The 20,892-nt window shown below is 73.3% G+C and carries 18 protein-coding genes and 2 pseudogenes; 14 read left to right on the forward strand and 6 right to left on the reverse strand.

Annotation, left to right across the window (positions count from 1 at the left end; translation table 11 throughout):
• Nucleotide 1: 1 nt before the first annotated feature.
• The 5 genes from AB5L52_RS36575 to AB5L52_RS36595 are packed head-to-tail and all read left to right on the forward strand — an operon-like array spanning nt 2 to nt 8,353.
• Nucleotides 2-4,915 carry a beta-ketoacyl synthase N-terminal-like domain-containing protein gene (locus AB5L52_RS36575; RefSeq protein ID WP_369367787.1) on the forward strand — a complete coding sequence of 1,638 codons (4,914 nt, stop codon included), beginning with the start codon at nt 2-4 and terminating at the stop codon, nt 4,913-4,915.
• Nucleotides 4,912-5,232: an acyl carrier protein gene (locus AB5L52_RS36580; protein WP_351019708.1), complete on the forward strand. Its 321-nt coding sequence runs from the start codon at nt 4,912-4,914 to the stop codon at nt 5,230-5,232. Before AB5L52_RS36575 ends, AB5L52_RS36580 begins: the two co-directional genes overlap by 4 nt.
• A 3-nt stretch (nt 5,233-5,235) precedes the next feature.
• Nucleotides 5,236-6,036 carry an alpha/beta fold hydrolase gene (locus tag AB5L52_RS36585; protein WP_369367789.1) on the forward strand — a complete coding sequence of 267 codons (801 nt, stop codon included), beginning with the start codon at nt 5,236-5,238 and terminating at the stop codon, nt 6,034-6,036.
• Nucleotides 6,033-7,232 carry a glycosyltransferase gene (locus tag AB5L52_RS36590; protein WP_351019714.1) on the forward strand — a complete coding sequence of 400 codons (1,200 nt, stop codon included), beginning with the start codon at nt 6,033-6,035 and terminating at the stop codon, nt 7,230-7,232. The genes AB5L52_RS36585 and AB5L52_RS36590 overlap by 4 nt, the downstream gene beginning before the upstream one ends.
• Nucleotides 7,229-8,353, forward strand: a complete 1,125-nt coding sequence (locus AB5L52_RS36595) for a class I SAM-dependent methyltransferase (RefSeq protein ID WP_369367792.1) — start codon at nt 7,229-7,231, stop codon at nt 8,351-8,353. Before AB5L52_RS36590 ends, AB5L52_RS36595 begins: the two co-directional genes overlap by 4 nt.
• Nucleotides 8,354-8,396: 43 nt before the next feature.
• Here the strand turns inward: AB5L52_RS36595 and AB5L52_RS36600 are convergent, their stop codons facing one another.
• Nucleotides 8,397-9,386, reverse strand: coding sequence for a YbhN family protein (locus AB5L52_RS36600; protein ID WP_369369025.1), 990 nt, complete (start codon nt 9,384-9,386; stop codon nt 8,397-8,399).
• Nucleotides 9,387-9,685: 299 nt separating this feature from the next.
• Between AB5L52_RS36600 and AB5L52_RS36605 the strand changes: the two genes are divergently transcribed.
• Complete coding sequence (locus AB5L52_RS36605) at nt 9,686-10,333, forward strand: DedA family protein (RefSeq protein ID WP_351019720.1); 648 nt, start codon at nt 9,686-9,688, stop codon at nt 10,331-10,333.
• 6 nt (nt 10,334-10,339) lie between these two features.
• Here the strand turns inward: AB5L52_RS36605 and AB5L52_RS36610 are convergent, their stop codons facing one another.
• On the reverse strand, nt 10,340-10,873 hold the full coding sequence (locus AB5L52_RS36610; protein ID WP_351571690.1) for a gamma carbonic anhydrase family protein: 534 nt from the start codon (nt 10,871-10,873) through the stop codon (nt 10,340-10,342).
• Between the two features lie 109 nt (nt 10,874-10,982).
• Between AB5L52_RS36610 and AB5L52_RS36615 the strand changes: the two genes are divergently transcribed.
• The 3 genes from AB5L52_RS36615 (at nt 10,983) to AB5L52_RS36625 (ending at nt 13,050) form a co-directional block, all read left to right on the forward strand.
• Nucleotides 10,983-11,747, forward strand: a complete 765-nt coding sequence (locus AB5L52_RS36615; protein ID WP_351019725.1) for an acyltransferase — start codon at nt 10,983-10,985, stop codon at nt 11,745-11,747.
• A gap of 140 nt (nt 11,748-11,887) precedes the next feature.
• Nucleotides 11,888-12,460, forward strand: coding sequence for a helix-turn-helix domain-containing protein (locus tag AB5L52_RS36620; protein WP_351019728.1), 573 nt, complete (start codon nt 11,888-11,890; stop codon nt 12,458-12,460).
• A gap of 32 nt (nt 12,461-12,492) precedes the next feature.
• The gene (locus tag AB5L52_RS36625) at nt 12,493-13,050 is read left to right on the forward strand and encodes a YbaK/EbsC family protein (protein ID WP_369367794.1); all 558 of its coding nucleotides are present in this window, start codon (nt 12,493-12,495) and stop codon (nt 13,048-13,050) included.
• 36 nt (nt 13,051-13,086) lie between these two features.
• Here AB5L52_RS36625 and AB5L52_RS36630 read toward each other — a convergent pair whose 3' ends face one another.
• Entirely contained in the window at nt 13,087-14,130 is a 1,044-nt protein-coding gene (locus tag AB5L52_RS36630; RefSeq protein WP_351571682.1) for a cation diffusion facilitator family transporter, read from the reverse strand.
• A 61-nt stretch (nt 14,131-14,191) separates the two neighbouring features.
• Between AB5L52_RS36630 and AB5L52_RS36635 the strand changes: the two genes are divergently transcribed.
• Entirely contained in the window at nt 14,192-14,554 is a 363-nt protein-coding gene (locus tag AB5L52_RS36635) for a metalloregulator ArsR/SmtB family transcription factor (RefSeq protein WP_351019737.1), read from the forward strand.
• On the opposite strand, the gene AB5L52_RS36640 is transcribed toward AB5L52_RS36635, so the two are convergent.
• The 3 genes from AB5L52_RS36640 to AB5L52_RS36650 all read right to left on the reverse strand — a co-directional run bounded on the left by AB5L52_RS36640 (nt 14,548) and on the right by AB5L52_RS36650 (nt 18,125).
• A complete protein-coding gene (locus tag AB5L52_RS36640) occupies nt 14,548-15,771 on the reverse strand; it encodes a 4-hydroxybenzoate 3-monooxygenase (RefSeq protein ID WP_369369026.1) in 1,224 nt (407 codons plus the stop codon). The genes AB5L52_RS36635 and AB5L52_RS36640 overlap by 7 nt on opposite strands.
• A gap of 78 nt (nt 15,772-15,849) precedes the next feature.
• Nucleotides 15,850-17,490 (reverse strand): APC family permease, encoded by a 1,641-nt coding sequence (locus tag AB5L52_RS36645; RefSeq protein ID WP_369367795.1) that lies wholly within the window; start codon nt 17,488-17,490, stop codon nt 15,850-15,852.
• 224 nt (nt 17,491-17,714) lie between these two features.
• Complete coding sequence (locus AB5L52_RS36650; RefSeq protein ID WP_351571674.1) at nt 17,715-18,125, reverse strand: CoA-binding protein; 411 nt, start codon at nt 18,123-18,125, stop codon at nt 17,715-17,717.
• Between the two features lie 189 nt (nt 18,126-18,314).
• Here AB5L52_RS36650 and AB5L52_RS36655 point away from each other — a divergent pair.
• The 4 genes and pseudogenes from AB5L52_RS36655 to AB5L52_RS36670 form a co-directional block, all read left to right on the forward strand.
• Nucleotides 18,315-18,614 (forward strand): annotated as a pseudogene (locus tag AB5L52_RS36655) (hypothetical protein); the annotation flags it as partial.
• Nucleotides 18,615-19,256: 642 nt separating this feature from the next.
• Nucleotides 19,257-19,598: pseudogene (locus tag AB5L52_RS36660) on the forward strand (hypothetical protein); the annotation flags it as partial.
• A complete protein-coding gene (locus AB5L52_RS36665; RefSeq protein WP_351019746.1) occupies nt 19,595-20,137 on the forward strand; it encodes a histidine phosphatase family protein in 543 nt (180 codons plus the stop codon). The pseudogene AB5L52_RS36660 and the gene AB5L52_RS36665, both read left to right, overlap by 4 nt.
• Nucleotides 20,138-20,224: 87 nt before the next feature.
• Complete coding sequence (locus AB5L52_RS36670; protein WP_351571668.1) at nt 20,225-20,854, forward strand: YigZ family protein; 630 nt, start codon at nt 20,225-20,227, stop codon at nt 20,852-20,854.
• Nucleotides 20,855-20,892: the final 38 nt, after the last annotated feature.

Raw genomic sequence — 20,892 nt, forward strand, 5'->3', positions numbered from 1 at the left:
CATGACGGCACGTCACACCCCGGTCGCCATCGTCGGGATGGCGGTACTGCTGCCCGGCGCCCTCGGCCTCGACGCCTACTGGCGCAACCTGCGCGACGGCGTCGACGCGATCCGCGACGTCCCCGCGGACCGCTGGGACGCCGACTACTACCGGCCCGGCTCGGCCGCCGGGCCCGCCGCCCCCGACCAGGTGTACTGCCGGCGCGGCGGCTTCGTGGACGGCCTGGCCGAGGTGGACGTCACCCGGTACGGCATCATGCCCGCCTCGGTGCCCGGCACCGAGCCCGACCAGCTGATCGCCCTCGACGTGGCCGCCGCCGCGCTCGCCGACGCGGGCGGCGCGGAACGGCTGCCCGCCCGGGACCGGATCGGCGTGGCCCTGGGGCGCGGCGGCTATCTCACCCCGGGCCTGGTCCGCCTCGACCAGCGGGTGCGTACGGCCGGACAGCTGACCCGCACCTTGGGCGAGTTGCTGCCCGACCTCTCCGCTACCCAACTCGCCCGCATCCGCGCCGCGTTCAGCGAACGGCTCGGCCCCGACAGCCCCGAGTCCGCGATCGGCCTGGTCCCCAACCTCGCCGCCTCCCGCATCGCCAACCGGCTCGACCTGCGCGGCCCCGCCTACACCGTGGACGCGGCCTGCGCCTCCTCCCTGGTCGCCGTGGACCAGGCGGTCACCGAACTCACCACCGGCCGCTGCGACCTGATGCTGGCCGGGGGAGTGCACCACTGCCATGACATCACTCTCTGGAGCGTCTTCGCCCAGTTGCGCGCCCTGTCCCCGACCGAGCGCATCCGCCCCTTCCACCGCGACGCCGACGGCATCCTCATCGGCGAGGGCACGGGCGTCGTCGTCCTGAAGCGGCTCACGGACGCCGAACGCGACGGCGACCGCGTGTACGCGGTGATCCGGGGTACCGGCGTCGCCAGCGACGGCCGTACGGCGGGGCTTGCCGCCCCCGACCCCGACGGACAGACCAGGGCCGTACGGCAGGCCTGGCTGGCCGCCGGACTCGACCCCGCCGCACCGGACTCCCTCGGCCTGCTGGAGGCCCACGGCACCGCCACCCCCGCCGGTGACGCCGCCGAACTCACCACACTGGCCGAGGTGTTCGGGCCCGCCGCTGGGGGCGACCTCCGTCCGGTCCTCGGCTCGGTGAAGTCGATGATCGGCCACACCATGCCGGCCGCCGGGGTCGCCGGCCTGGTCAAGGCTGCCCTCGCCCTGCATCACGGCACCCTGCTGCCCACCCTCCACTGCGAGGACCCGCACCCGGCGCTGACCGCCACCCGCTTCCGCACACTGGACCTGGCCCGCCCCTGGGAGACCGACGCCCGGCAACCGGTCCGCCGGGCCGCCGTGAACGCCTTCGGATTCGGCGGGATCAACGCGCATGTGGTGCTGGAGGAGGCGCCGGGTGCTCGCGCGATGCCCCGTACGCACTCTGTGCCCGCGTCCCTGCTGGAGCCCGGGGCGACGCCCGTGTCTGCGCCGGCACTCACCCCTGCGCCCGCCCTCGGCCCCGCTCCCGCTGCCGCTTCGGCTTCTGCTCCCGGTTCGGCTTCCGCTTCCGCGCAGGTCACCGAGCCCGAGCGGATCCTGCTGCTCGCCGCCGGCAGTGTGGCCGAGCTCGCCGCCCTCCTCGACTCCGACGACTCCGCAATATCGGCCGTGTCGGCCGTGTCGGCCGTGGGGCTCGACCCCGCGCAGCCGCCCGTCGACGCCGGTCCCGTCCGGCTCGGGATCGTCGCTCCGACCGCCAAGCGTCTCGCCCTGGCGCGTCGTGCGGTCGCCAAGGGCCGTGCCTGGCAGGGGCGCGGTGATGTGTGGTTCCGGCCGGGCCCGCTGCTCGGCCGGGCCGGTGGCGGGCTGGCCTTCGTCTTCCCCGGCCTGGAGGGCGACTTCACGCCCCGCACCGACGACATCGCCGCGCACTTCGGCCTCACCCCGCCGCCGGGCACGGACGTCCGGGTCGGTGACGTCGGGCGGCACGGTTTCGGAGTCGTCGGGGTGGGCCGTCTGCTGGACCGGGCGCTGCGCCGTATGGGCGTCGTACCGGACGCGGTCGCCGGGCACAGCGTCGGGGAGTGGACGGCCATGGCGGCGGCCGGGCTGTACGCGCCGGACCAAGTGGACGCGTTCATGGCCGAGTTCGACCCGGACGCGGTAACTGTCCCCGGTCTCGCCTTCGCCGCCCTCGGCACCTCCGCCGCACAGGTCCGCGCCGCGCTCGCCGAGTCCTGGGCGGACTCCGGGATCGTGCTCTCCCACGACAACGCGCCGCGCCAGTCCATGGTCTGCGGACCCGGCACGGTGGTCGAGGAGTTCGTACGGGCCCTGCGCGCACAGGGGGTGATCTGCCAGGTACTGCCCTTCCGGTCCGGTTTCCACACGCCGATGCTGGAGCCGTACCTTGCGCCCATCAGGGAGGCCGCCGAACGCTTCCGGCTGCACCCGCCGACCGTGCCGGTGTGGTCGGGGACGACCGCGGCGCCCTTCCCGCAGGCCGAGTCGGCGGTACGCGCGCTGTTCTTGCGGCACCTACTGGAACCGGTCCGCTTCCGCGAGCTGACCGAGGCCCTCTACGACGCCGGGCACCGCGTCTTCGTCCAGGCGGGCCCCGGCCGGCTCACCTCCCTGATCGACGACACCCTCGGCGACCGCGACCACCTGACCGTCGCCGCCAACGCCCCCGAGCGCACCGGCATGTCCCAACTACGCCGTGTGGCAACGGCGTTGTGGACCGCCGGAGCGTCGACAGTCCCCGCACTGCCACCCCGTACCGCAGCGCCCGCACTGCCGCCTCGTACCGCCGTGCCCGAGCGGGCCCACCGCCGCCGCCCGCCCGTCCGTCTCGACCTCGGTGGCGCCCTCGTCTCACTGGAGGGACCGACCCTCGACGCGCTCCGCGCAGAACTGCGCCCGACATCACCGGCTGAGCCCGCGGTGCCCCCACCCCACCCGGACAGCCCCGGCCCCGGTGGGCCGACCGGTCCGAGACTCGGCGAACCGGCCGGTCTGGGCCTGGGCGAACTGGACGGCCTGACCGCGCGCTACCCGCTCGCCGCCGAATTGACCGCCCTGCTGCGGGACACCGCCGACACGGCGGCGCGGCTGATCACCGCAGGCCACCGCCGCACCCCACCAACCGCCGCACCCACCCCCGCCGGGCCCGCCCATGCCGCTCCGACTCTCGCCGGGCCCACTCACCCCGCACGCACCTCCGCCGGGCCCGCCCATGCCGCACCGTCTCTCGCCGGACCCACTCGCCCCGCGCCCACCCCCGCCGGGCCCACCCCCGCCGCCCCGCCCCCGACCGCCACCACCGTCCACGTCTCCCCCCGCACCATGCCCCACCTCCTGGACCACTGCTTCTTCCCGCAACGCCCCGGCTGGCCGGACGTGGAGGACCGTTGGCCGGTGGTGCCGGCCACCACGATCGTCCGGTACCTGATGGACGCGGCGGAGGCGGCAACCCCCGGACTGCGGGCGGTCGCCGTGCACGAGGCCCGTTTCGAGCGCTGGCTCACCGCCACGCCCCCCGTCGACGTACCGGTCACCGTCACCCCGGACCCGGGCCGCCCGGACCGTGTCACCGTCGCCTTCGGCCCCACGGCTCGCGCCACGGTCGAACTCGCCCCGCACCACTCCGAACCGCCGCCGCCCGGCCCGCTCCCCGAAGGGCCCGAGCGTCGCCCCGAGCACACCGCCGCCCAGATCTACCGGGAGCGCTGGATGTTCCACGGCCCCGGATTCCAGGGCCTGACCGATCTCACCGCGCTCGGCGAGCGGCACATCCGGGGTGTGATCACCGCGCCCGCCGCGCCGGGCGCCCTGCTGGACAACGTGGGCCAGCTCCTCGGCTACTGGATCATGGCGACCCGCAGCGAACGGACCGTCGTCTTCCCCGTGCGGATGCGGCACATGCGGTTCCACGGGCCCCACCCGGCCCCCGGCACCGAGGTCGCCTGCGTGCTGCGGATCACCTCCCTCACCGACACTGTCCTGGAAGCCGACGCGGAACTCAGCGTCGGCGGCCGGGTGTGGGCCGTGATCGACGGCTGGCAGGACCGCCGCTTCGACAACGACCCGACCACCCGGCCCGTCGAACGCTTCCCCGAGCGCCACACCCTGTCCCAGGCCATGCCCGGGACCTGGGCACTGGTGCACGAGCGCTGGCCGGACCTCGCCTCCCGCGAGCTGATCATGCGCAACTCGCTCGGCGGCACCGAACGGGCCGAGTACGCCGCACGCCCACCGCGCGGCCGCCGGCAGTGGCTGCTCGGCCGCATCGCGGTCAAGGACGCCGTACGGCAGTGGCTGTGGCAGCACGGCGAGGGTCCCGTCTTCCCGGCCGAACTCCGCGTCCACAACGACGAGTCGGGCCGCCCCTACGTCACCGGCGTACACGGCCGCGCCCTGCCCCCGCTGGACGTCTCGCTCGCCCACCGCGCCGAGGCGGCCGTGGCGATCGTCCGGCCGCACACCCCGCAGCCCGGCCCCGGCATCGACATCGAAGAGGTCACCGAGCGCGACCCGGCCACCCTCGCCACCGCGCTCGGCCCGGCCGAACTGCGCCTGCTGCACGCCCGGTCGGCGGACGGCACCGGCACGGAGGCCGAGTGGTTCACCCGGTTCTGGGCCGCGAAGGAGGCGGTCGCCAAGGCCGAGGGCGTCGGATTCGGCGGCCGGCCACGGGACTTCGCGGTGCTGGAGACCACCCCGGACGGCAGCCGGCTGCTGGTCTCCGGCCGCCTGGAACCCGTCTACACCGTGCACTGCGCGCCGGTGACCAACCCGCCCGCCCTGCCGGAGCGCGCCTACGTCGTGGCATGGACGACCGGCCCCGGAGCCGGCGACGGACCAGCCGACGACCCACACCCCCACGAAGCAGCCGAGGAGTCCCCCCGATGAACCCCACCCAGCCGGCCCCGGCGCAGCCCAGCGTGGACACCGTGCTCGCCGACGTCACCGGCATGCTCCGCACGGTGCTGGCGGAGTACGGCGACGACGACGTGCTGATCGGCATGTCCACCACCTTCAACCGCGACCTGGAACTGGAGAGCATCGACCTCGTCACACTCGCCGGGCTGCTGGAGGAGCGGTACGGGCAGCGGGTCAACCTCGCCGAGTTCCTTGCCGGCATGGAGTTCGACGAGATCATCGGCCTGACGGTCGGCCGGCTCGTCGAGTACGTGGTGTGGAGCCTGAAGACCACCCAGGCGGGCTGAGCCATGGCGATGGTCGACGCCGGCGGCATCCGGCTGCACGTCCAGCGCACGGGCCCGGCCGACGGCCGCGTCCCGCACGCCACGGTCGTCCTGGTGCACGGGCTGCTCACCGACAGCCTGGCCAGCTACTACTTCACGGTCGCGCCCGCCTTCGCCGCGGCCGGACTCGACGTCGTCATGTACGACCTGCGCGGGCACGGCCGCAGTGAACGCCCGTCGCGGGGCTACACCCTCGACCAGAACATCGACGACCTGGAGGCGCTCCTCGACCGGCTGGCGGTCACCGGGCCCGTGCACCTCGTCGGCAACTCCTACGGCGGCACGATCGCCTTCGGTTTCGCCGCCCGCCATCCGGAGCGCACGGCCACGCTGACGCTGATCGAGTCCGAACCCGCGACCGCCGCCTGGGCGGCGAAGCTCGGCGGCATCCTCGACCGGGTCATGACCCAACTCGCCCACAACGAGCCCGACGCCCTCGCCTGGATCATCGCGCACCGCGGCCACAACACCGCCCGGCTGGCCAAGGGCGCGGCCCGGCTCGCCCGCGAGACCACCCTCGGCCGGGACATCCCCGCCAGCCGGGTGCTGACCGAGGACGCGATCAGGGCCGTACGCTGCCCGGTCCTCGGCGTCTACGGCGGCGAGTCGGACCTCGCGGACCTGGTGCCGCTGAAGCGGGCGCTGCTGGCGGACTACCGGGCGGTCGTACTGCCCGGGCACGAGCACTCGGTGCTGGTGGAGGCGCCGGCCGTCGTCGGCGGCCACATCCTGGATCTGATCGGCGCCGGGGCGGGGGTCGGATGAGCGCCTTCCTCTTCGTGGTGCCGCCGCTGACCGGGCATGTCAACCCGGCCGTCGGCGTCGCCGCCCGGCTGGCCGCGCGCGGCCACCGGGTGGCCTGGGCCTGCGCGGACCCGGCCCTGGTGCGCCGGCTCGCGGGCGCGGACGCCGAGGTGTTCGGCTGCGCGGGTCCGGTGCCGGGCGCCGAGGGTGTCGTACGACCGCCGGACCTGCGGGGCGCGGAGGCGCTGAAGTTCCTCTGGGAGTGGTACTTGCTGCCGCTCGCCGACGCCATGGCACCGGGCGTCCGCACAGCGGCCGAGACATTCCGCCCGGACGTGGTCGTGGCCGACCAGCAGGCCTTCGCCGGCGCCCTGGTGGCCGAGCGGCTCGGGCTGCCGTGGGCCACGTCCGCGACCACCTCCGCCGAGTTCACGGGCGCGTACGACGGCCTGCCCAAGGTCGCCGAGTGGCTGCGGGGGAGCCTCGCCGCACTGCGGACCCGGATCGGTACCCCGTCCGGCACCGTCGACCCGCGCTTCTCGCCGCATCTCCTGCTGATCTTCAGCACACCCGAACTCATCGGCCCCCAGGCCCCGTTGGCACCGCACATCCACTACGTCGGCCCTTCCCTCGCCGACCGCCCGGACGGCCCCGGCTTCCCCTGGGAACGACTGGACCGGGGCCGGGCGAAGGTCCTGGTGACCCTGGGCACGGCGAACGCCGACGCGGGCGGCCGGTTCCTCGCCGAGTGCCGCACCGCCCTGCGCGAGCGCGCCGACCGGGTGCAGGGGGTGATCGCCGACCCCGGGGGCCTCCTCGCCGTGCCGCCCGGCGACAAGGACGTCCTGGTCCTCCCGTCGGTGCCCCAACTCCCGCTGCTGGAAAGGGCGGACGCGGTCATCTGCCATGCCGGGCACAACACCGTGTGCGAGGCGCTGTGGCACGGCGTCCCGCTCGTCGTCGCGCCCATCCGCGACGACCAGCCGGTGGTGGCCGGACAGGTCGTGGACGCGGGCGCCGGCGTCCGGGTCCGCTTCGGCCGGGCCCGGGCGGCCCAGCTGGGCGCGGCCCTCGACACCGTCCTCACCGACCCCGCCCATCGGGCCGCCGCCGCCCGGATCCGCTCCGCGTTCCGCGCGGCGGGCGGCGCCCGGGCCGCGGCGGCGCACCTCGAACACCTCGCAGACCTGGCAGACCTCGCAGCGGAGAGCCGATGAGCGACGACCACAGTGGCAAGAGCGAGAAGACCGACCACGGTGACGAGAGCGAGAAGACCGACCACAGTGACAAGGCGGCGCGCATCGCCGCCCTGCGCCCCGCCTACCAGGCCGACCTGGCCACCGGCACGGACCGTTTCCTCGCCGCCCCCCGCCCCGACTGCCCCTGGTGCGGCTCGGCCCGGCTCGCCACCCGCCTGCGCACCACGGACCTGCTCCAGCACAAGCCCGGTCGCTTCGCCCTCGACCACTGCGCCGACTGCGGCCACACCTTCCAGAACCCCCAACTGACCGAGGAAGGGCTGGAGTTCTACTACCGGGACTTCTACGACGGCCTCGGCGAGCAGCGGATGAGCGGCACCTTCGGCGGCCGCGCGGCCATGTACCGGGCCCGCACCGAGGCGATGCTGCCGCACGACCCCACCCCGAAGACCTGGCTGGACGTCGGCACCGGCCACGGCCACTTCTGCGCGACCGCCCGCGCCGTCCTGCCCGGCACCTCCTTCGACGGGCTCGACTTCACCGACGGTGTCGAACTCGCCGCCCGCGAGGGCCGCGTGGACCACGCCTACCGCGGCGCCTTCCCGGCTCTCGCCCCCGAACTCGCCGCGCGTTACGACGTGGTGAGCATGTTCCACTACCTGGAGCACAGCACCGACCCGGACCGCGAACTCCGCGCCGCCCACGCGGCCGTACGCCCCGGCGGGCACCTCCTCATCGAGGTGCCGGACCCGGAGAGCCGTTACGCCCGGCTGCTCGGCCGCTGGTGGCTGCCCTGGCTCCAGCCGCAGCATCTGCACTTCATGCCGGTCGCCAATCTCCGGCGGCGGTTGACCGAGCTGGGCTTCACGGTGGTCGCCGAGCAGCATGCCGAGGCGCACGACCCGGTCGACCTGCTCGCCGCCGTCTGGCTGGCCCTCGACCACGCCGCCCCGCGCGAGGACGCCCCCTGGCTGCCCGAGCCGCCCGGCACCCTGCGGCGTGCCACGCGCACCGCGCTCCTTCTCGCGGGCGTGCCCGCGCTCATCGCGGCGACACTCCTCGACCGTTTCGCGGTGCGCCCCCTGTCCCACCGCCTCGGCCTGTCCAACGCATACCGCCTGGTGGCCCGCCGGGAGTGAGCGGGGCTCGCAGCACCTCGGAGGCTCGCAGCACCTCGGTGGCTCACAGCACCTTCGCGCGGATCAGCGCCGACAGCACCAGCGTGCCCGGCAGCAGCGGCACCCAGTCGGTCAGCACCCGGTAGCCGATCACCGTCGCGGTGGCCAGCGCCAGGGAGGAGCCGAAGGCGACCAGCGTCCACACCAGCGCCGCGTCGACCGCGAGCCCGCCCGGCGCCGGCACCGCCCCGACGGCCGTGCCCGCCGCGAGATAGGCGAGCACCGTGTGCGCCCAGGGCAGCGCCAGCCCGAGCGCCGCACCGACACAGGCGAGGGTCGTCCCCTGGAGCAACGGCATCGCGATCGCCCCGCCCCACAGCGCGGCCACCCGGGCGGGCCGCGTGTGCACCTCCCGTGCGTCGGCGAGGGCGGAGCGCAGCAGCCCGGTCACCGGTCGCCGCAACGGCCGTACGACCGTCAGCAGCACGCCCACGACGGCGAGGGCACCGCCCGCGACCGCGGCGAGCGGCACCAGCAGGCGCCCGTCCGGGACCAGCTCGCCGAGGCGCCGCCAGGCCGGTGACACCGCGAGAAGGACCACCAGCACGACCGTCTTGGCGGAGGACTTCGCCAGCGAGTACAGCCCGATGGACGCGGTCGCACGCTCCAGCGGCACCCCGCGCGCCCGCAGAAAGCGCACGGTGACGGCGTGGGCGCCGAACCCGGCGGGGAGCGCGTGGTTGGCGGCACCGGCGGCGAACTGCGAGGCCAGCAGCAGCCCCGGCGGCACCCGGTCGGGCAGGGCGCCCTGCCGTACGCAGGTGGCCGCCACCCAGTTCAGGCAGGTGAATCCGCCCCCGGCCAGCAGCCACCAGGGATCCGCGGCGACGAGCCGCCGGACCCCCTCGTACACCGCGGGCCGGTTGGCCACGGCCCAGCCGCCGGCCAGCAGCAGCGGAGCCAGGCACAGGGCCAGCCGTACGGACCGGCCCGCCATGAAGGACGCGGGCCGGGGCGAAACCGTTCCCGGCGCGAGCGGGGAGGCCGGAGACAGGGGGAGCGAGGGGAGCGAGGAGAGCGAGGACGGGGACGGTGAGGACACGGGGACGTCGTCCTTCCGCAGCGGGCCCCGGGGCGGGGACCTGGGGGAGGCGGGGCGGGCGAAACCGCGAGGAGCCTTCCCCTCCCGCGTGACACGGGGATGTCCGAAAACCGAAGGACGGAGGGCGGGACGGTGCCACTGGGCGGACGCGCGCGAGCCGCCGTTCACCGTCGACCAGGTAGCCTTCCCTTGGGACGCCCTTTACATGCGGCGCCCGGCACGCAAGGACAGCGACAGGGGAGGATCCGGCGGTGCACGTCCAGGAATGGCTCGACTCGGTACCGGCGGTCGCCGTCTACGCCATGGTGGCCCTGGTGATCGGTCTGGAGAGCCTGGGCATCCCGCTGCCGGGCGAGATCGTCCTGGTGTCGGCGGCGCTGATGTCCTCCCAGCACTCGGGCATCAACCCGATCGTCCTCGGCGCCTGCGCGACCGCCGGCGCCGTGGTCGGCGACTCCATCGGCTACGCCATCGGCCGCAAGGGCGGCCGCCCGCTGCTCGCCTGGCTGGGCAAGAAGTTCCCGAGACACTTCAGCGAGGGCCACGTGGCCACCGCCGAGCGGTCCTTCGAGAAGTGGGGCATGTGGGCCGTCTTCTTCGGCCGCTTCATCGCCCTCCTGCGCATCTTCGCCGGGCCGCTCGCCGGCGTCCTCCACATGCCGTACTGGAAGTTCCTGATCGCCAACGTCCTCGGCGGCATCTGCTGGGCGGGCGGCACCACGGCCGTCATCTACTACGTGGGCGTCGTAGCCGAGGGCTGGCTGAAGAAGTTCTCCTACGTGGGCCTCGCGGCCGCGGTCCTGATCGGCCTGGCCTCCATGCTCCTCGTCAAGCGCAAGGCGAAGAAGGCCCAGCAGCACAACGAACGAGACGCGGAACCAGTCAATGCCGGGGAGTGAGCCGGCCTAAAGGGGCCGATGCACATCCTTGTGCGCCTTCGCCAACTCGGCATACATCGTGCCGTTGAGGGTGACCCCCTGCCGCTCCTCCTCGGTAAGCGCCCGCTTGACCTTCGCCGGCACCCCGGCCACGAGCGACCCGGGCGGCACCACCATCCCCTGAGGAACCAGGGCCTGCGCGGCAACGAGCGACCCCGCGCCGATCACCGCACCGTTCAGCACGGTCGCCCCCATCCCGATGAGGCAGTCGTCCCCGACGGTTGCCCCGTGGACCACGGCGTTGTGCCCGACGGAAACCCGCTCCCCGATCGAAACCGGAAACCCGGGATCGGCATGAAGCGTCACGTTGTCCTGCACATTCGCGCTCGCCCCCACGGTGATCGTCTCGACGTCTCCCCGCACGACCGCCCCGTACCAGACGCTGGCCCCGGCATGCAGCGTGACGTCCCCGATCACCGAGGCCGTAGGCGCCACGAACGCCTCCGGATCGACCCGCGGCTCCTTGCCCCCGATACCCACGATCAGCGCCTGCTGCGTCATCACCGTCTCCTCGCATCCGTAAGTACCCCGCACGGTACGACAAAGGGTGGGGCAAAGATCACAGCAGCCCGCCCTCTCCTCGAAGGCAACCGCTGAGTAACGTGACCCCGTGCCGAAGCGCAAGAACACGTTCTCATCCTGGAGGCAGGGCCTCGCCCAGCGCGCCGTCCACGCGGCCTGGGCCTGGGTCCAGCGCACCGGCTCCGTCACCGCCGATCACCCCGGCCGCCTGAAGTTCGCAGCGATCGGGGAAGCCACCCGCCTCGCCTTCCCGCTCGGCACGGTCTTCGGCGAGCCCTGGATCCGCCTCGGGTCCCACTGCATCATCGGCGAGCAGGTCACGCTGACCGCCGGCCTGATGCCGGACCTGGACCTCGGCCCGGACCCCATCCTGCGCATCGGCGACGGAGTGGTGCTCGGGCGCGGCAGCCACGTCATCGCGGACACGACGGTCACCATCGGCAGCGACTGCTACTTCGGCCCGTACGTCTACGTCACCTCCACCAACCACTCCTACGACGACCCCCACCAGCCGATCGGCAGGCAGTGGCCGCGCATGGAGCCGGTGGAGATAGGTCCGGGCTGCTGGATCGGCACCGGCGCGGTGATCCTGCCGGGCGCGCGGATCGGCCGGAACGTGGTCGTCGCGGCCGGCGCGGTGGTGCGCGGCACGGTGCCCGATCACGCCGTGGTGGCCGGTGCGCCCGCCCGGGTCGTCCGGCGCTGGACGCCCGAGGACGGCTGGCAGCCACCGCTCCGGACTCCGGCTCCGGTGCCGATCCCGGACGGGACGACCCCGGAGCAGCTGCGCGCGCTGGCAGAACTGGACGAGGACACAGCGGCCCGCCTCGCGGCACTCGAACCCGAGAGCTGACTCGGCCGGACCGCGACCGTGGATGCTGTGACGGCAGGGCCTCGCAGTACAGTGTGGTGAATGATCAGGTACACCTCACCGTAGTTCGGTTCAGTGAACATGGGTATCCCATATATTGAACTCTCATCGATGGACGTGACGTGTCGGACCTCGACCTGCTGACCCAGTCCCTGGCGCGCAACGTCAAGCGCTGGCGCACCGAGCGCGGCTTCACCCTGGACGCGCTCGCCGCCCGCGCGGGCGTCAGTCGCGGCATGCTCATCCAGATCGAGCAGGCCCGGACGAACCCCAGCATCGGCACCGTCGTCAAGATCGGCGACGCGCTCGGCATCAGCATCACCACCCTGCTCGACTACGAGCAGGGCCGCACCGTCCGCATCGTCCCCGCCGAACAGGCCGTACGGATGTGGCACACCGACGCCGGCAGCTACAACCGCCTGCTGGCGGGCACCGAGGCCCCCGGCCCGCTGGAGATGTGGGACTGGCGGTTGATGCCGGGCGAGCAGAGCCCCTCCGAGCCGCATCCGGTGGGCACGGTGGAACTCGTCCACGTCACCGCGGGCGAACTGACCCTCACCGTGGACGGGGTGAAGCACCTCGTGCCGACCGGCGCCAGCGCCACGTTCGAGGCCGGCAGCCCGCACACCTACGGCAACGAGGGCGACGTACCGATGGAGATGGTGATGGCGGTCAGCGTCCCGCCCGTGGGCTGAACCGTGCTCCGGCGGGCTGTTAGCGTGCGGCCATGCGCGCACCCATCGGAGACTTCGACACCGCCACGCCCGTGCCGGACTGCCTGGAGGAGCTGGTCGCCCCGGTCGCCGAGGCCGTACGCCGGTGGCAGGGCGCGACCCCCGCGGACCGGATCCTCTATGTCGAGACCGACCCGCGGTGGGCGGACACCACCGTCTTCGTCGAGCACTACGGCCGCGATCTGCTGGAGCGGTCGGCGAACTGTGTGGTGGTCGCGGGCAAGCGCGGCGGCGAGACCACCCTTGTCGCATGCCTGGTGCTCTCCACCACCCGGGCCGACGTCAACGGCCTGGTGCGCTGCCAACTCGGCGCGCGCAAGGCCTCGTTCGCCTCGATGGAGACGGCGACCGGCGAGACCGGCATGGAGTACGGCGGCATCACCCCGGTCGGACTGCCCGCCGGCTGGCCGGTGCTGATCGACTCGGCCGTCGTCGATCTGCCCTACGTCCTCGTCGGCAGCGGCCGCCGCCGCGGCAAGCTCCTGGTCCCCGGCAAGGCCCTCGCGGAACTTCCGGGCGCCGTGGTGCTGGAGGGCCTCGGGGTCGCCTGAGGCCGGCAGGACGTAGGACCTCGCGGGTGTGGGAGGTCAGGCCGTCGCATGGTGGGCCAGCACCAGATGCGGGTCCCGCTCGCCCGGCGCCGGTGCCGGATCGGCGTGCACCAGGGCCGCCGTCAGCTTCGGTACGGCGTGCAGCAGGGCGTGTTCGGCCTCGACGGCGACGGCATGCGCCTGTCGTAGCGTCGCCTCGCCGTCCACCACCACCGCGAGTTCGGCCCGCAGCCGGTGCCCGATCCACCGCAGCCGCAGCTCACCCACCTCGCGCACGCCCGGCACCGCCCGCACCGCCCGCTCGGCCCGGTCCACCAGCGCCGGGTCGACCGCGTCTAGCATCCGCCGGAACACCTCCCGCGCCGCGTCCCGCAGCACCAGCACGATCGCGACCGTGATCGCCAACCCGACGACGGGGTCGGCCGGTTGCCACCCGAGGGCCGACCCGCCCGCGCCCACCAGCACCGCCAGCGAGGTGAATCCGTCGGTCCGGGCGTGGAGCCCGTCGGCGACGAGCGCGGCCGAGCCGATCTCCCGGCCCACCCGGATCCGGTACCGGGCCACCCACTCGTTGCCGATGAACCCGAGCAGCGCGGCCGCCGCGACCGCCGGCAGTTGGGTGACCGGGCGCGGATCGAGCAGCCGTCCCACGGCCGCCCACGCCGCGAAGGCCGCCGAGGCGGCGATGGTCAGCACGATCACCAGCCCCGCGAGATCCTCGGCGCGCCCGTAGCCGTAGGTGAACCGGCGGGTCGCCGCCCGCCGCCCCAGCACGAAGGCGATGCCGAGGGGTACGGCGGTCAGCGCGTCGGCGGCGTTGTGCACGGAGTCCCCGAGCAGCGCCACCGACCCGGAGACGGCCACCACGGCCGCCTGTGCCAGCGCGGTCACCCCGAGCACGCCCAGCGACACCCACAACGCCCGCATCCCCCGCGCCGAGGCCTCCATCGCCGGGTCCAGCTTGTCGGCGCTGTCGTGGGAGTGCGGGGTGAGCAGATGCGCGATCCGGTGCCGGAGACCGGGGGTGTGGGTGTGGCTCGCGTGGCCGTGCTCGTGGTGATGCGAGTGCCGGTCGTTCACGTGGGTCTCCTTCCGGTGTGCGGGAGTGGACGCGGGGCGTCCACGGGACCATTATGTGCGTATGAGCGCACGCATGCACCTGTCACCTGCACACCATGCGCATACGCGCACCCCGGGCGAGGAGCAGTTCGCGCTCGCGGCCGAGCTGATGGCCCTGCTCGGCGACCGCACCCGGCTCACTCTGATGCACGCTCTGACGGCCGGCGAGGCCGACGTCACGACGCTCACCGAGGCGTGCGGCGCGGCCCGTCCCGCGGTCAGCCAGCATCTGGCGCGGCTGCGCCTCGCGGGCCTGGTGAGGACCCGCAAGGAGGGCCGCCGGGTGATCTACTCCCTCCCGCACGGCCATCTGCGCCGACTGGTGGAGGAGGCCCTGAAGACGGCGGACCACCACCTCGCCGAACGGCCCACCGGAGGTCAGTAGGCGGCTGCCGTGCCGAGGTACTGCTCGGCGAAGGCCGTCGCCGCGGCCGGCGAGGTGAACAGCCGGCGCAGCCGGGCCAGTGTCGTGCCGGCGCGGAACGGGTCGCCCGACGCGACCCCGTGGTAGATGTCCGACAGCCACTGCGAGAACTCCTGGTAGTCCCACACCCGCCGCAGACTCGCCGCCGAGTAGTCGTCCAGCCCGCCGCCGTCGCCCCGCGTCACGTACGCGGTGAGCGCGTCGCCGAGCAGGAAGGCGTCGTGCAGGGCGAGGTTCATGCCCTTCGCGGCGATGGGCGCGATCAGGTGCCCCGCGTCCCCGGCCAGGAACAGGCGCCCGTGGGTGAGCGGTTCGACGACGTAGTGGTGCATGTCCAGGACGCGTTTCTCGATCAGCCGGCCCTCGGTGAGCGGGGGCGCACCGGTCGCGGCGAGCCGCTCGCGCAGCTCGGTCCAGACCCTGTCATGCGACCAGTTCTCCGGATCGTCGCCGGGCGGGCACTGCAGATAGAACCGGGTGACCTCGGGGCTGCGGGGCATCTGCCCGGCGAAACCCCGCTGATGGACGCCGAACAGGACGCAGTCCGTGGACGGCGGCACCTCCGCGAGCAGCGCCAGCCAGCCGATGCCGTCGTCCTGCCGGGCGATCCGCCGGTGCTCCGCGGGGATCGCGTCCCGCGTCACCCCGCGCGCCCCGTCGCAGCCCGCCACGAAGTCGCAGCGCAGCAGCCGCCGTTCACCCGTCTCCGGGCACCGGTACGACACCGCCGGCCGGTCCGAGTCCAGGTCATGCAGCCTGACCTCGCGCACGCCGAAACGGATGTCGCCGCCGCGTACGTCGGCGTACTCCCGCACCAGGTCCGTCACCAGCAGCGGCTGCGGATAGACGTAATGGTGACTGCCCGTCAGATCGGCGTACGGGAAGCGGTACCGTTCGCCGTCGAAGCGGAACTCGCAGACGCTGTGCAGCTCGGCGCGCTGCCGCAGCCGTTCGGCCAGGCCGCGCCGGCCGAGTTCGCGCACCGCCCATTCCTCGATCACGCCGGCCCGCGGCCGGGTCTCGATGAACTGCCTGCTCTCGGTCTCCAGGACCACGCAGTCGACGGAGGCGGCCCGCAGGATGTTGCCGACGGTGAGCCCGGCGGGCCCGGCGCCCACGACGACGACCGTACGGCGTTCCTCCGGAGCGGAGCCGGGGTGGGGGGAGGGGAGGATCATTGGGGAGATCACCCCCGCATTATGACGGTGTCCCGTCAGCCAGGATCGGCCGACGGGACACCGGGGGAGGGGGCGGGGTCAGTGCGCCGGAGCGTCGGTGACCACGACCTCCTCGATGCTGCGCTCGATCGCCTCGGGCTCGGAGGCGGTCGCCTTGGCCCAGAAGTAGATGCCGAGCGAGAACACCGCGACGACTGCCATGTCCCACCACAGCGGCAGGTCACCGGTACCACCGAAGGTGCTCAGGTAGGAGATGATGCCGATGCCCACCAGGTAGGGCGGCAGCCACTGCGCGGCCTTGAAGTCCAGCCGGGGAGCGTCGGGCAGGCCCTTGCGGATCGCGTAGGCGGCGTAGGAGCCGAGCAGCACGTAGCCGATCAGGATCGCGCAGCCCAGGCGCCACAGGGTGTCCCAGCCGGACCAGAAGATGATCAGGTTGGCGACCACGAACGACAGCGGCGAGATGAACTTGCCGAAGGGCAGCTTGTACGGACGGTCGTGGTTCGGCAGCCGGTCCTTGAAGACGCCGTAGGCCAGCGGAGCGCCCGCGTACATCAGCACGCTCGCCGAGGTGATGAAGCCGACCAGCGTCTGCCAGCTCGGGAACGGCGCGAAGCAGATCACACCGGTCACGAACGACATCGCCAGGCCGAACCACGGCACACCGCGCGTGTCGGTCTTGGCGAAGATCTTCGGCGCGTAGCCGTTCTTGGCCAGGCCGTAGGAGATACGGGACGTGGCGGTGGTGTAGATCAGGCCGGTGCCGCCGGGAGAGACGATCGCGTCGGCGTACAGGACCCAGGCCAGCCAGCCCAGGCCGACCAGCGAGGCGAGACCAGCCCAGGGGCCGCTGATGCCGGCGTAGGCCAGGTTCGCCCAGCCCTTCGCGAAGGAAGCGTGCGGCAGGGCGCCGATGAACACGATCTGGAGCAGCAGGTAGATCACGGAGCCGATCGCCACCGAACCGAGCGTCGCGCGCGGCAGGTCACGCTTCGGGTTGCGGCTCTCGCCGGCCAGCTGGATCGCCTGCTCGAAGCCGAGCAGCGCGAAGATGATGCCGCTGGAGCTGATCGCGGTGAGGACGCCCTTGGCGCCGAACGGCGCGAAGCCCTCGGAGGTGAAGTTGGCCGGGTGGAAGTTGCCAATGGCGATGATGAAGATCGCCGCGAGCGGGACCGCGATCTTCCACCAGGTGGCGGCGCTGTTGGTGTGGGCCAGGATGCGGACGCCGAGGAAGTTGACCGCGACGAACACGGCCATGAGGACCACCGCGACGACGATGCCGCTGGTGGTGAGCGTGCCGTTGGCGTTCTGCAGGCCGTCGGCGAAGTGCCAGTGCTTGGCATAGCCGATCATGGCCTCGACCTCGATCGGAGCCACCGTCGCGGCCTGGAGCCAGGAGAACCAGCCGAAGGACATACCGGCCAGGCCGCCGAAGGCGTAGTGCGGGTAACGGGCGGTACCGCCGGCCACCGGGAACATGCCGCCGAGCTCGGCGTGCACGAGCGCGAGCAGCACGATGGCCACCGCACCGATCACCCACGAGATGATCGCCGCGGGACCCGCCGCCACGACCGCCTTCTCGGCGCCGAAGAGCCAGCCGGACCCGATGATCGAGCCGACGGAGGCCCACATCAGACCGATAAGTCCGACGTCTCGGCGCAAGCCGCCACCGGTGTCGCTTGTGGCTACCGGTGCAGCCTGGTCGACATTCGCCATGTCAAGTGGCCTCTCAGATCGTAAACGCAGGTTTAACGGGGATGGAGCTGCCACAGGCTAGGGATTCATTCCGGCGCGACAAAAGACTGTTAACCAAATTTTGACCTGGGATCTTAGGTGCCTTGGGCACACACACGGTCACGGCCTTGTCACAGGTCAGATGCCTAGTAGGAATGTCAATATTCAGCGGAGAAATGTAGGTAGATAGAGAGATTCGCTGGTTGTCACGCCCCCAGGAGGGGAAATTCGATGGCAGGGCAGCGGTCCATGACCATGTCCACGCCGGCCGCCCGGGTCCGCTCGTAGGCGGCCTCGTCCACCACGCCGAGCTGGAACCACACCGCCCGCGCGCCCTTCGCCACCGCCTCGTCGGCCACCGCGCCGGCCAGCTCACTGTTGACGAAGACGTCGACCACGTCCACGTCGAACGGGATGTCCGCGAGGGAGGCGTAGCCCTGCTCGCCGTGGACCGTCTCGGCCTTCGGGTGCACCGGCACGATCCGCTTGCCGTACCGCTGGAGCACCTGCGCCACCCGGTAGGCGATCCGGTTCTGGTTGGTCGACAGGCCCACCACCGCCCAGGTGCCGCCCAGCTCGTTCAGGATCCTGCGGATCGTCGCGTCGTCGCCGTACACGGCTGCCTCCTCGCGCTGCGGGGACTGTTTCCCTTGCAGGTTTCCATCGCCAACAGACCCCCGGTGGGTCCGGATTCCCAGCCCGGCCACGCGGCCACCCTGCCACTTCCGGCCCCGCGGCGCCGCCGCCATGTCCGGAATCGGCGCAAGGTGCCTGCGTACGGGCCTCCGCGCGCCTACGCTCAGCCCGTGCTGCGCATCCTCGACGCCCGAACCGGTGAGCCCGTCCCCGCCGCGCCCGCCCGCCGTGGCCTGACCCGCATCGAGGCCCGTGCCTCCGGCCTCGACCCCACGGCCCTGCGGGTGCTGCTCACCGCCGACCTGCTGGTCCGCGCCCTGGAACTGGGCGGCACCCCGGTCTGGACGATCCTGACCGCGCCCCACCGCCACGCCGAGCTCCGCGCGGCCGCGACCACCCTGTCCATCCGCCCCTTCGAGGACGGCCACGACCTGGCATCGGGCCTCGGGGAGGCCCAGGCGATCCATGTGACGGCCGAGCCGGCGGACGCCTGCGGCGAGGGGCCGGTGGTGTGGGTCGCGCCGGTGGAGTGGACGGAGGAGCCGCCGAGCGACTGGGGGGCGGGGTGGGCTTCGGCGGGGGACACGGACGCGGACGCGGACACGGATGCGGGGGGCACGGATGCGGGCACGGATGCGTCTGCGGGGGCGGGCGGATCGTCCGGGGCCGCGATGGAGCCCGGCGTTGCGGGGGCGGCGGAGCGTGCACCTGGGCCCGCGTCTGGCCCTACGCCGGAGTCTGCGTCCGAGGCCGCGCCGGGCCGTATGCCCGGGTCCGCGTCCGAGCCCGATACGGAGTCCGCTCCCGGTCGTAGGCCCGAGCCTGCGTCTGGGCCTGCTCCCGGCCGTATGACCGAGCCGGCCTCCGAGTCTGCGCCTGGCCGCATGTCCGAGCCCTCGCCCGAGCCCGATACCGCGTCCGAGCCCGATACGGAGTCCGCTCCTGGCCGTAGGTCCGGGCCCGCGTCCCGGCCCGCTCACGGTCGTGGGTCCGAACCCGCGTCCCAGCCCGGTCCCGGACGTACGCCCGAGCCCGCCGCAGGGCCCGCCTTCGAGCCCGCTCCGGGTCTCGCGTCCGAGTCCGCTGTCCACGCCGCGCTCCCGTTCCTGCTCGCCGATCCCGCCGCGCTCCGGCTCGCCCTGCTCTCCGTGCCGCGCACGGCGCCCGTCCGGCTGGACTCCGCGGTGCTCGACGAGGCCGCCCGGCGGCTGGCGCGCTGGCGGCGGGCCGTGGCCGGGTGGGCGCGGCAGCCGTCGCGGCCGGTGCCCGACGAGGTGCGGGCGCGGCTGCGCTCCGCTTGGGAGGACGACCTCGACCTGCCCGCGGTACTGGACGTGCTGCGGGCCGTGGCGAGCGCCCCGGACCTGCCCGACGGAGCCCGCTTCGAGACGTACGTCTACGCCGACCGCCTGCTGGCCCTCGACCTGGCCCGTGACCTCGGGAGCCTCGCTTGATCGCGCGGGCGGGCACCGGCCCGCTGCGCCGCCTGGTGGTGCTGCGGCACGCCAAATCCGCCTGGCCCGAGGGCGTCGAGGACCACCGCAGACCGCTCGCACGACGCGGCCTGCGCGACGCCCCGGCCGCCGGGCGCGCCCTCGCCGAGGCCGACTGCCTGCCCGACCTCGCCCTGTGCTCCACGGCGGTGCGTGCCCGCCGCACCTGGGAGCTGGCCTCCGCCGAGTGGGGCACGCCGCCGCCGGTGCGCTACGACGAGCGGCTGTACGCGGCTGACGTACCGGAGCTGCTGGAGGTGGTCCGCGAGGCACCGCCCGAGGTGGAGACGCTGCTGGTGGTCGGGCACAACCCCGGGCTGGAGGAACTGGTCCTGGAGGTGGCGGGGGACGGGCTCGACGACACGCTGGACCGGGTGCGGACGAAGTTCCCCACGTCCGCGATCGCCGTCCTCTCCTGGCACGGCACCGGCTGGCCGGCCCTCGGCCCCGACACGGCCCTCCTGACGTCGATGATCGTGCCGCGCGGGAGCAAGGAGTAGCGCCACGCGCGCGTACCTCACTGCCACCGGACTGCCACCGGCATGCGTCCGCATCCGGCACGCCCCGTCACCGCATAGGGTGACGGGATGCAGGACGAGTACCGCACAGTCGCCCACGCGGGCGTGCACGAGGTCGAGATCAACCGCTCCCGCTTTCTGTGCGCCCTCGCCCCGGCCGCCACCGAGCAGGAGGCGCAGGACTTCATCGCCGCCGTGCGCAAGGAGCACGCCGACGCCACCCACAACTGCTGGGCGTACGTCATCGGCGCCGACGCCTCCGTGCAGAAGGCCAGCGACGACGGCGAACCGGGCGGCACCGCCGGTGTCCCCATGCTCCAGATGCTGCTGCGCCGTGAGATGCGCTACGTCGTCGCGGTCGTCACCCGCTACTTCGGAGGCGTCAAGCTCGGCGCCGGCGGACTCATCCGCGCCTACGGCGGCGCCGTCGGCGAGGCCCTCGACACCCTCGGCACCCTCACCCGGCGCCGCTTCCGGCTGGCCACGGTGACCGTCGACCACCAGCGCGCGGGCAAGGTCCAGAACGACCTGCACGCCACCGGACGCGAGGTGCGGGACGTCCGCTACGGCGGCGAGGCCGTCACCATCGAGATCGGCCTGCCCGACGCCGACGTGGACGCCTTCCGGGCCTGGCTCGCGGACACGACGGCGGGCACGGCGGGATTCGAACTGGGCGGAGAAGCCTACGGAGATGCGTGACATCCGCCACTAGCCGGGCATAAGGGGCGCCGGTGTGG

The organism is Streptomyces sp. CG4, from assembly GCF_041080655.1.
Lineage (GTDB): Bacteria > Actinomycetota > Actinomycetes > Streptomycetales > Streptomycetaceae > Streptomyces.

What these genes read in the sequence shown, in the direction of transcription:
- AB5L52_RS36575 (WP_369367787.1), top strand. Translation starts at nt 2, where the DNA reads ATGACGGCACGTCACACCCCGGTCGCCATCGTCGGGATGGCGGTACTG.
- AB5L52_RS36580 (WP_351019708.1), top strand. Translation starts at nt 4,912, where the DNA reads ATGAACCCCACCCAGCCGGCCCCGGCGCAGCCCAGCGTGGACACCGTG.
- AB5L52_RS36585 (WP_369367789.1), top strand. Translation starts at nt 5,236, where the DNA reads ATGGCGATGGTCGACGCCGGCGGCATCCGGCTGCACGTCCAGCGCACG.
- AB5L52_RS36590 (WP_351019714.1), top strand. Translation starts at nt 6,033, where the DNA reads ATGAGCGCCTTCCTCTTCGTGGTGCCGCCGCTGACCGGGCATGTCAAC.
- AB5L52_RS36595 (WP_369367792.1), top strand. Translation starts at nt 7,229, where the DNA reads ATGAGCGACGACCACAGTGGCAAGAGCGAGAAGACCGACCACGGTGAC.
- AB5L52_RS36610 (WP_351571690.1), bottom strand. Translation starts at nt 10,873, where the DNA reads ATGACGCAGCAGGCGCTGATCGTGGGTATCGGGGGCAAGGAGCCGCGG.
- AB5L52_RS36625 (WP_369367794.1), top strand. Translation starts at nt 12,493, where the DNA reads ATGCGCGCACCCATCGGAGACTTCGACACCGCCACGCCCGTGCCGGAC.
- AB5L52_RS36635 (WP_351019737.1), top strand. Translation starts at nt 14,192, where the DNA reads ATGAGCGCACGCATGCACCTGTCACCTGCACACCATGCGCATACGCGC.
- AB5L52_RS36640 (WP_369369026.1), bottom strand. Translation starts at nt 15,771, where the DNA reads ATGATCCTCCCCTCCCCCCACCCCGGCTCCGCTCCGGAGGAACGCCGT.
- AB5L52_RS36645 (WP_369367795.1), bottom strand. Translation starts at nt 17,490, where the DNA reads ATGGCGAATGTCGACCAGGCTGCACCGGTAGCCACAAGCGACACCGGT.
- AB5L52_RS36670 (WP_351571668.1), top strand. Translation starts at nt 20,225, where the DNA reads ATGCAGGACGAGTACCGCACAGTCGCCCACGCGGGCGTGCACGAGGTC.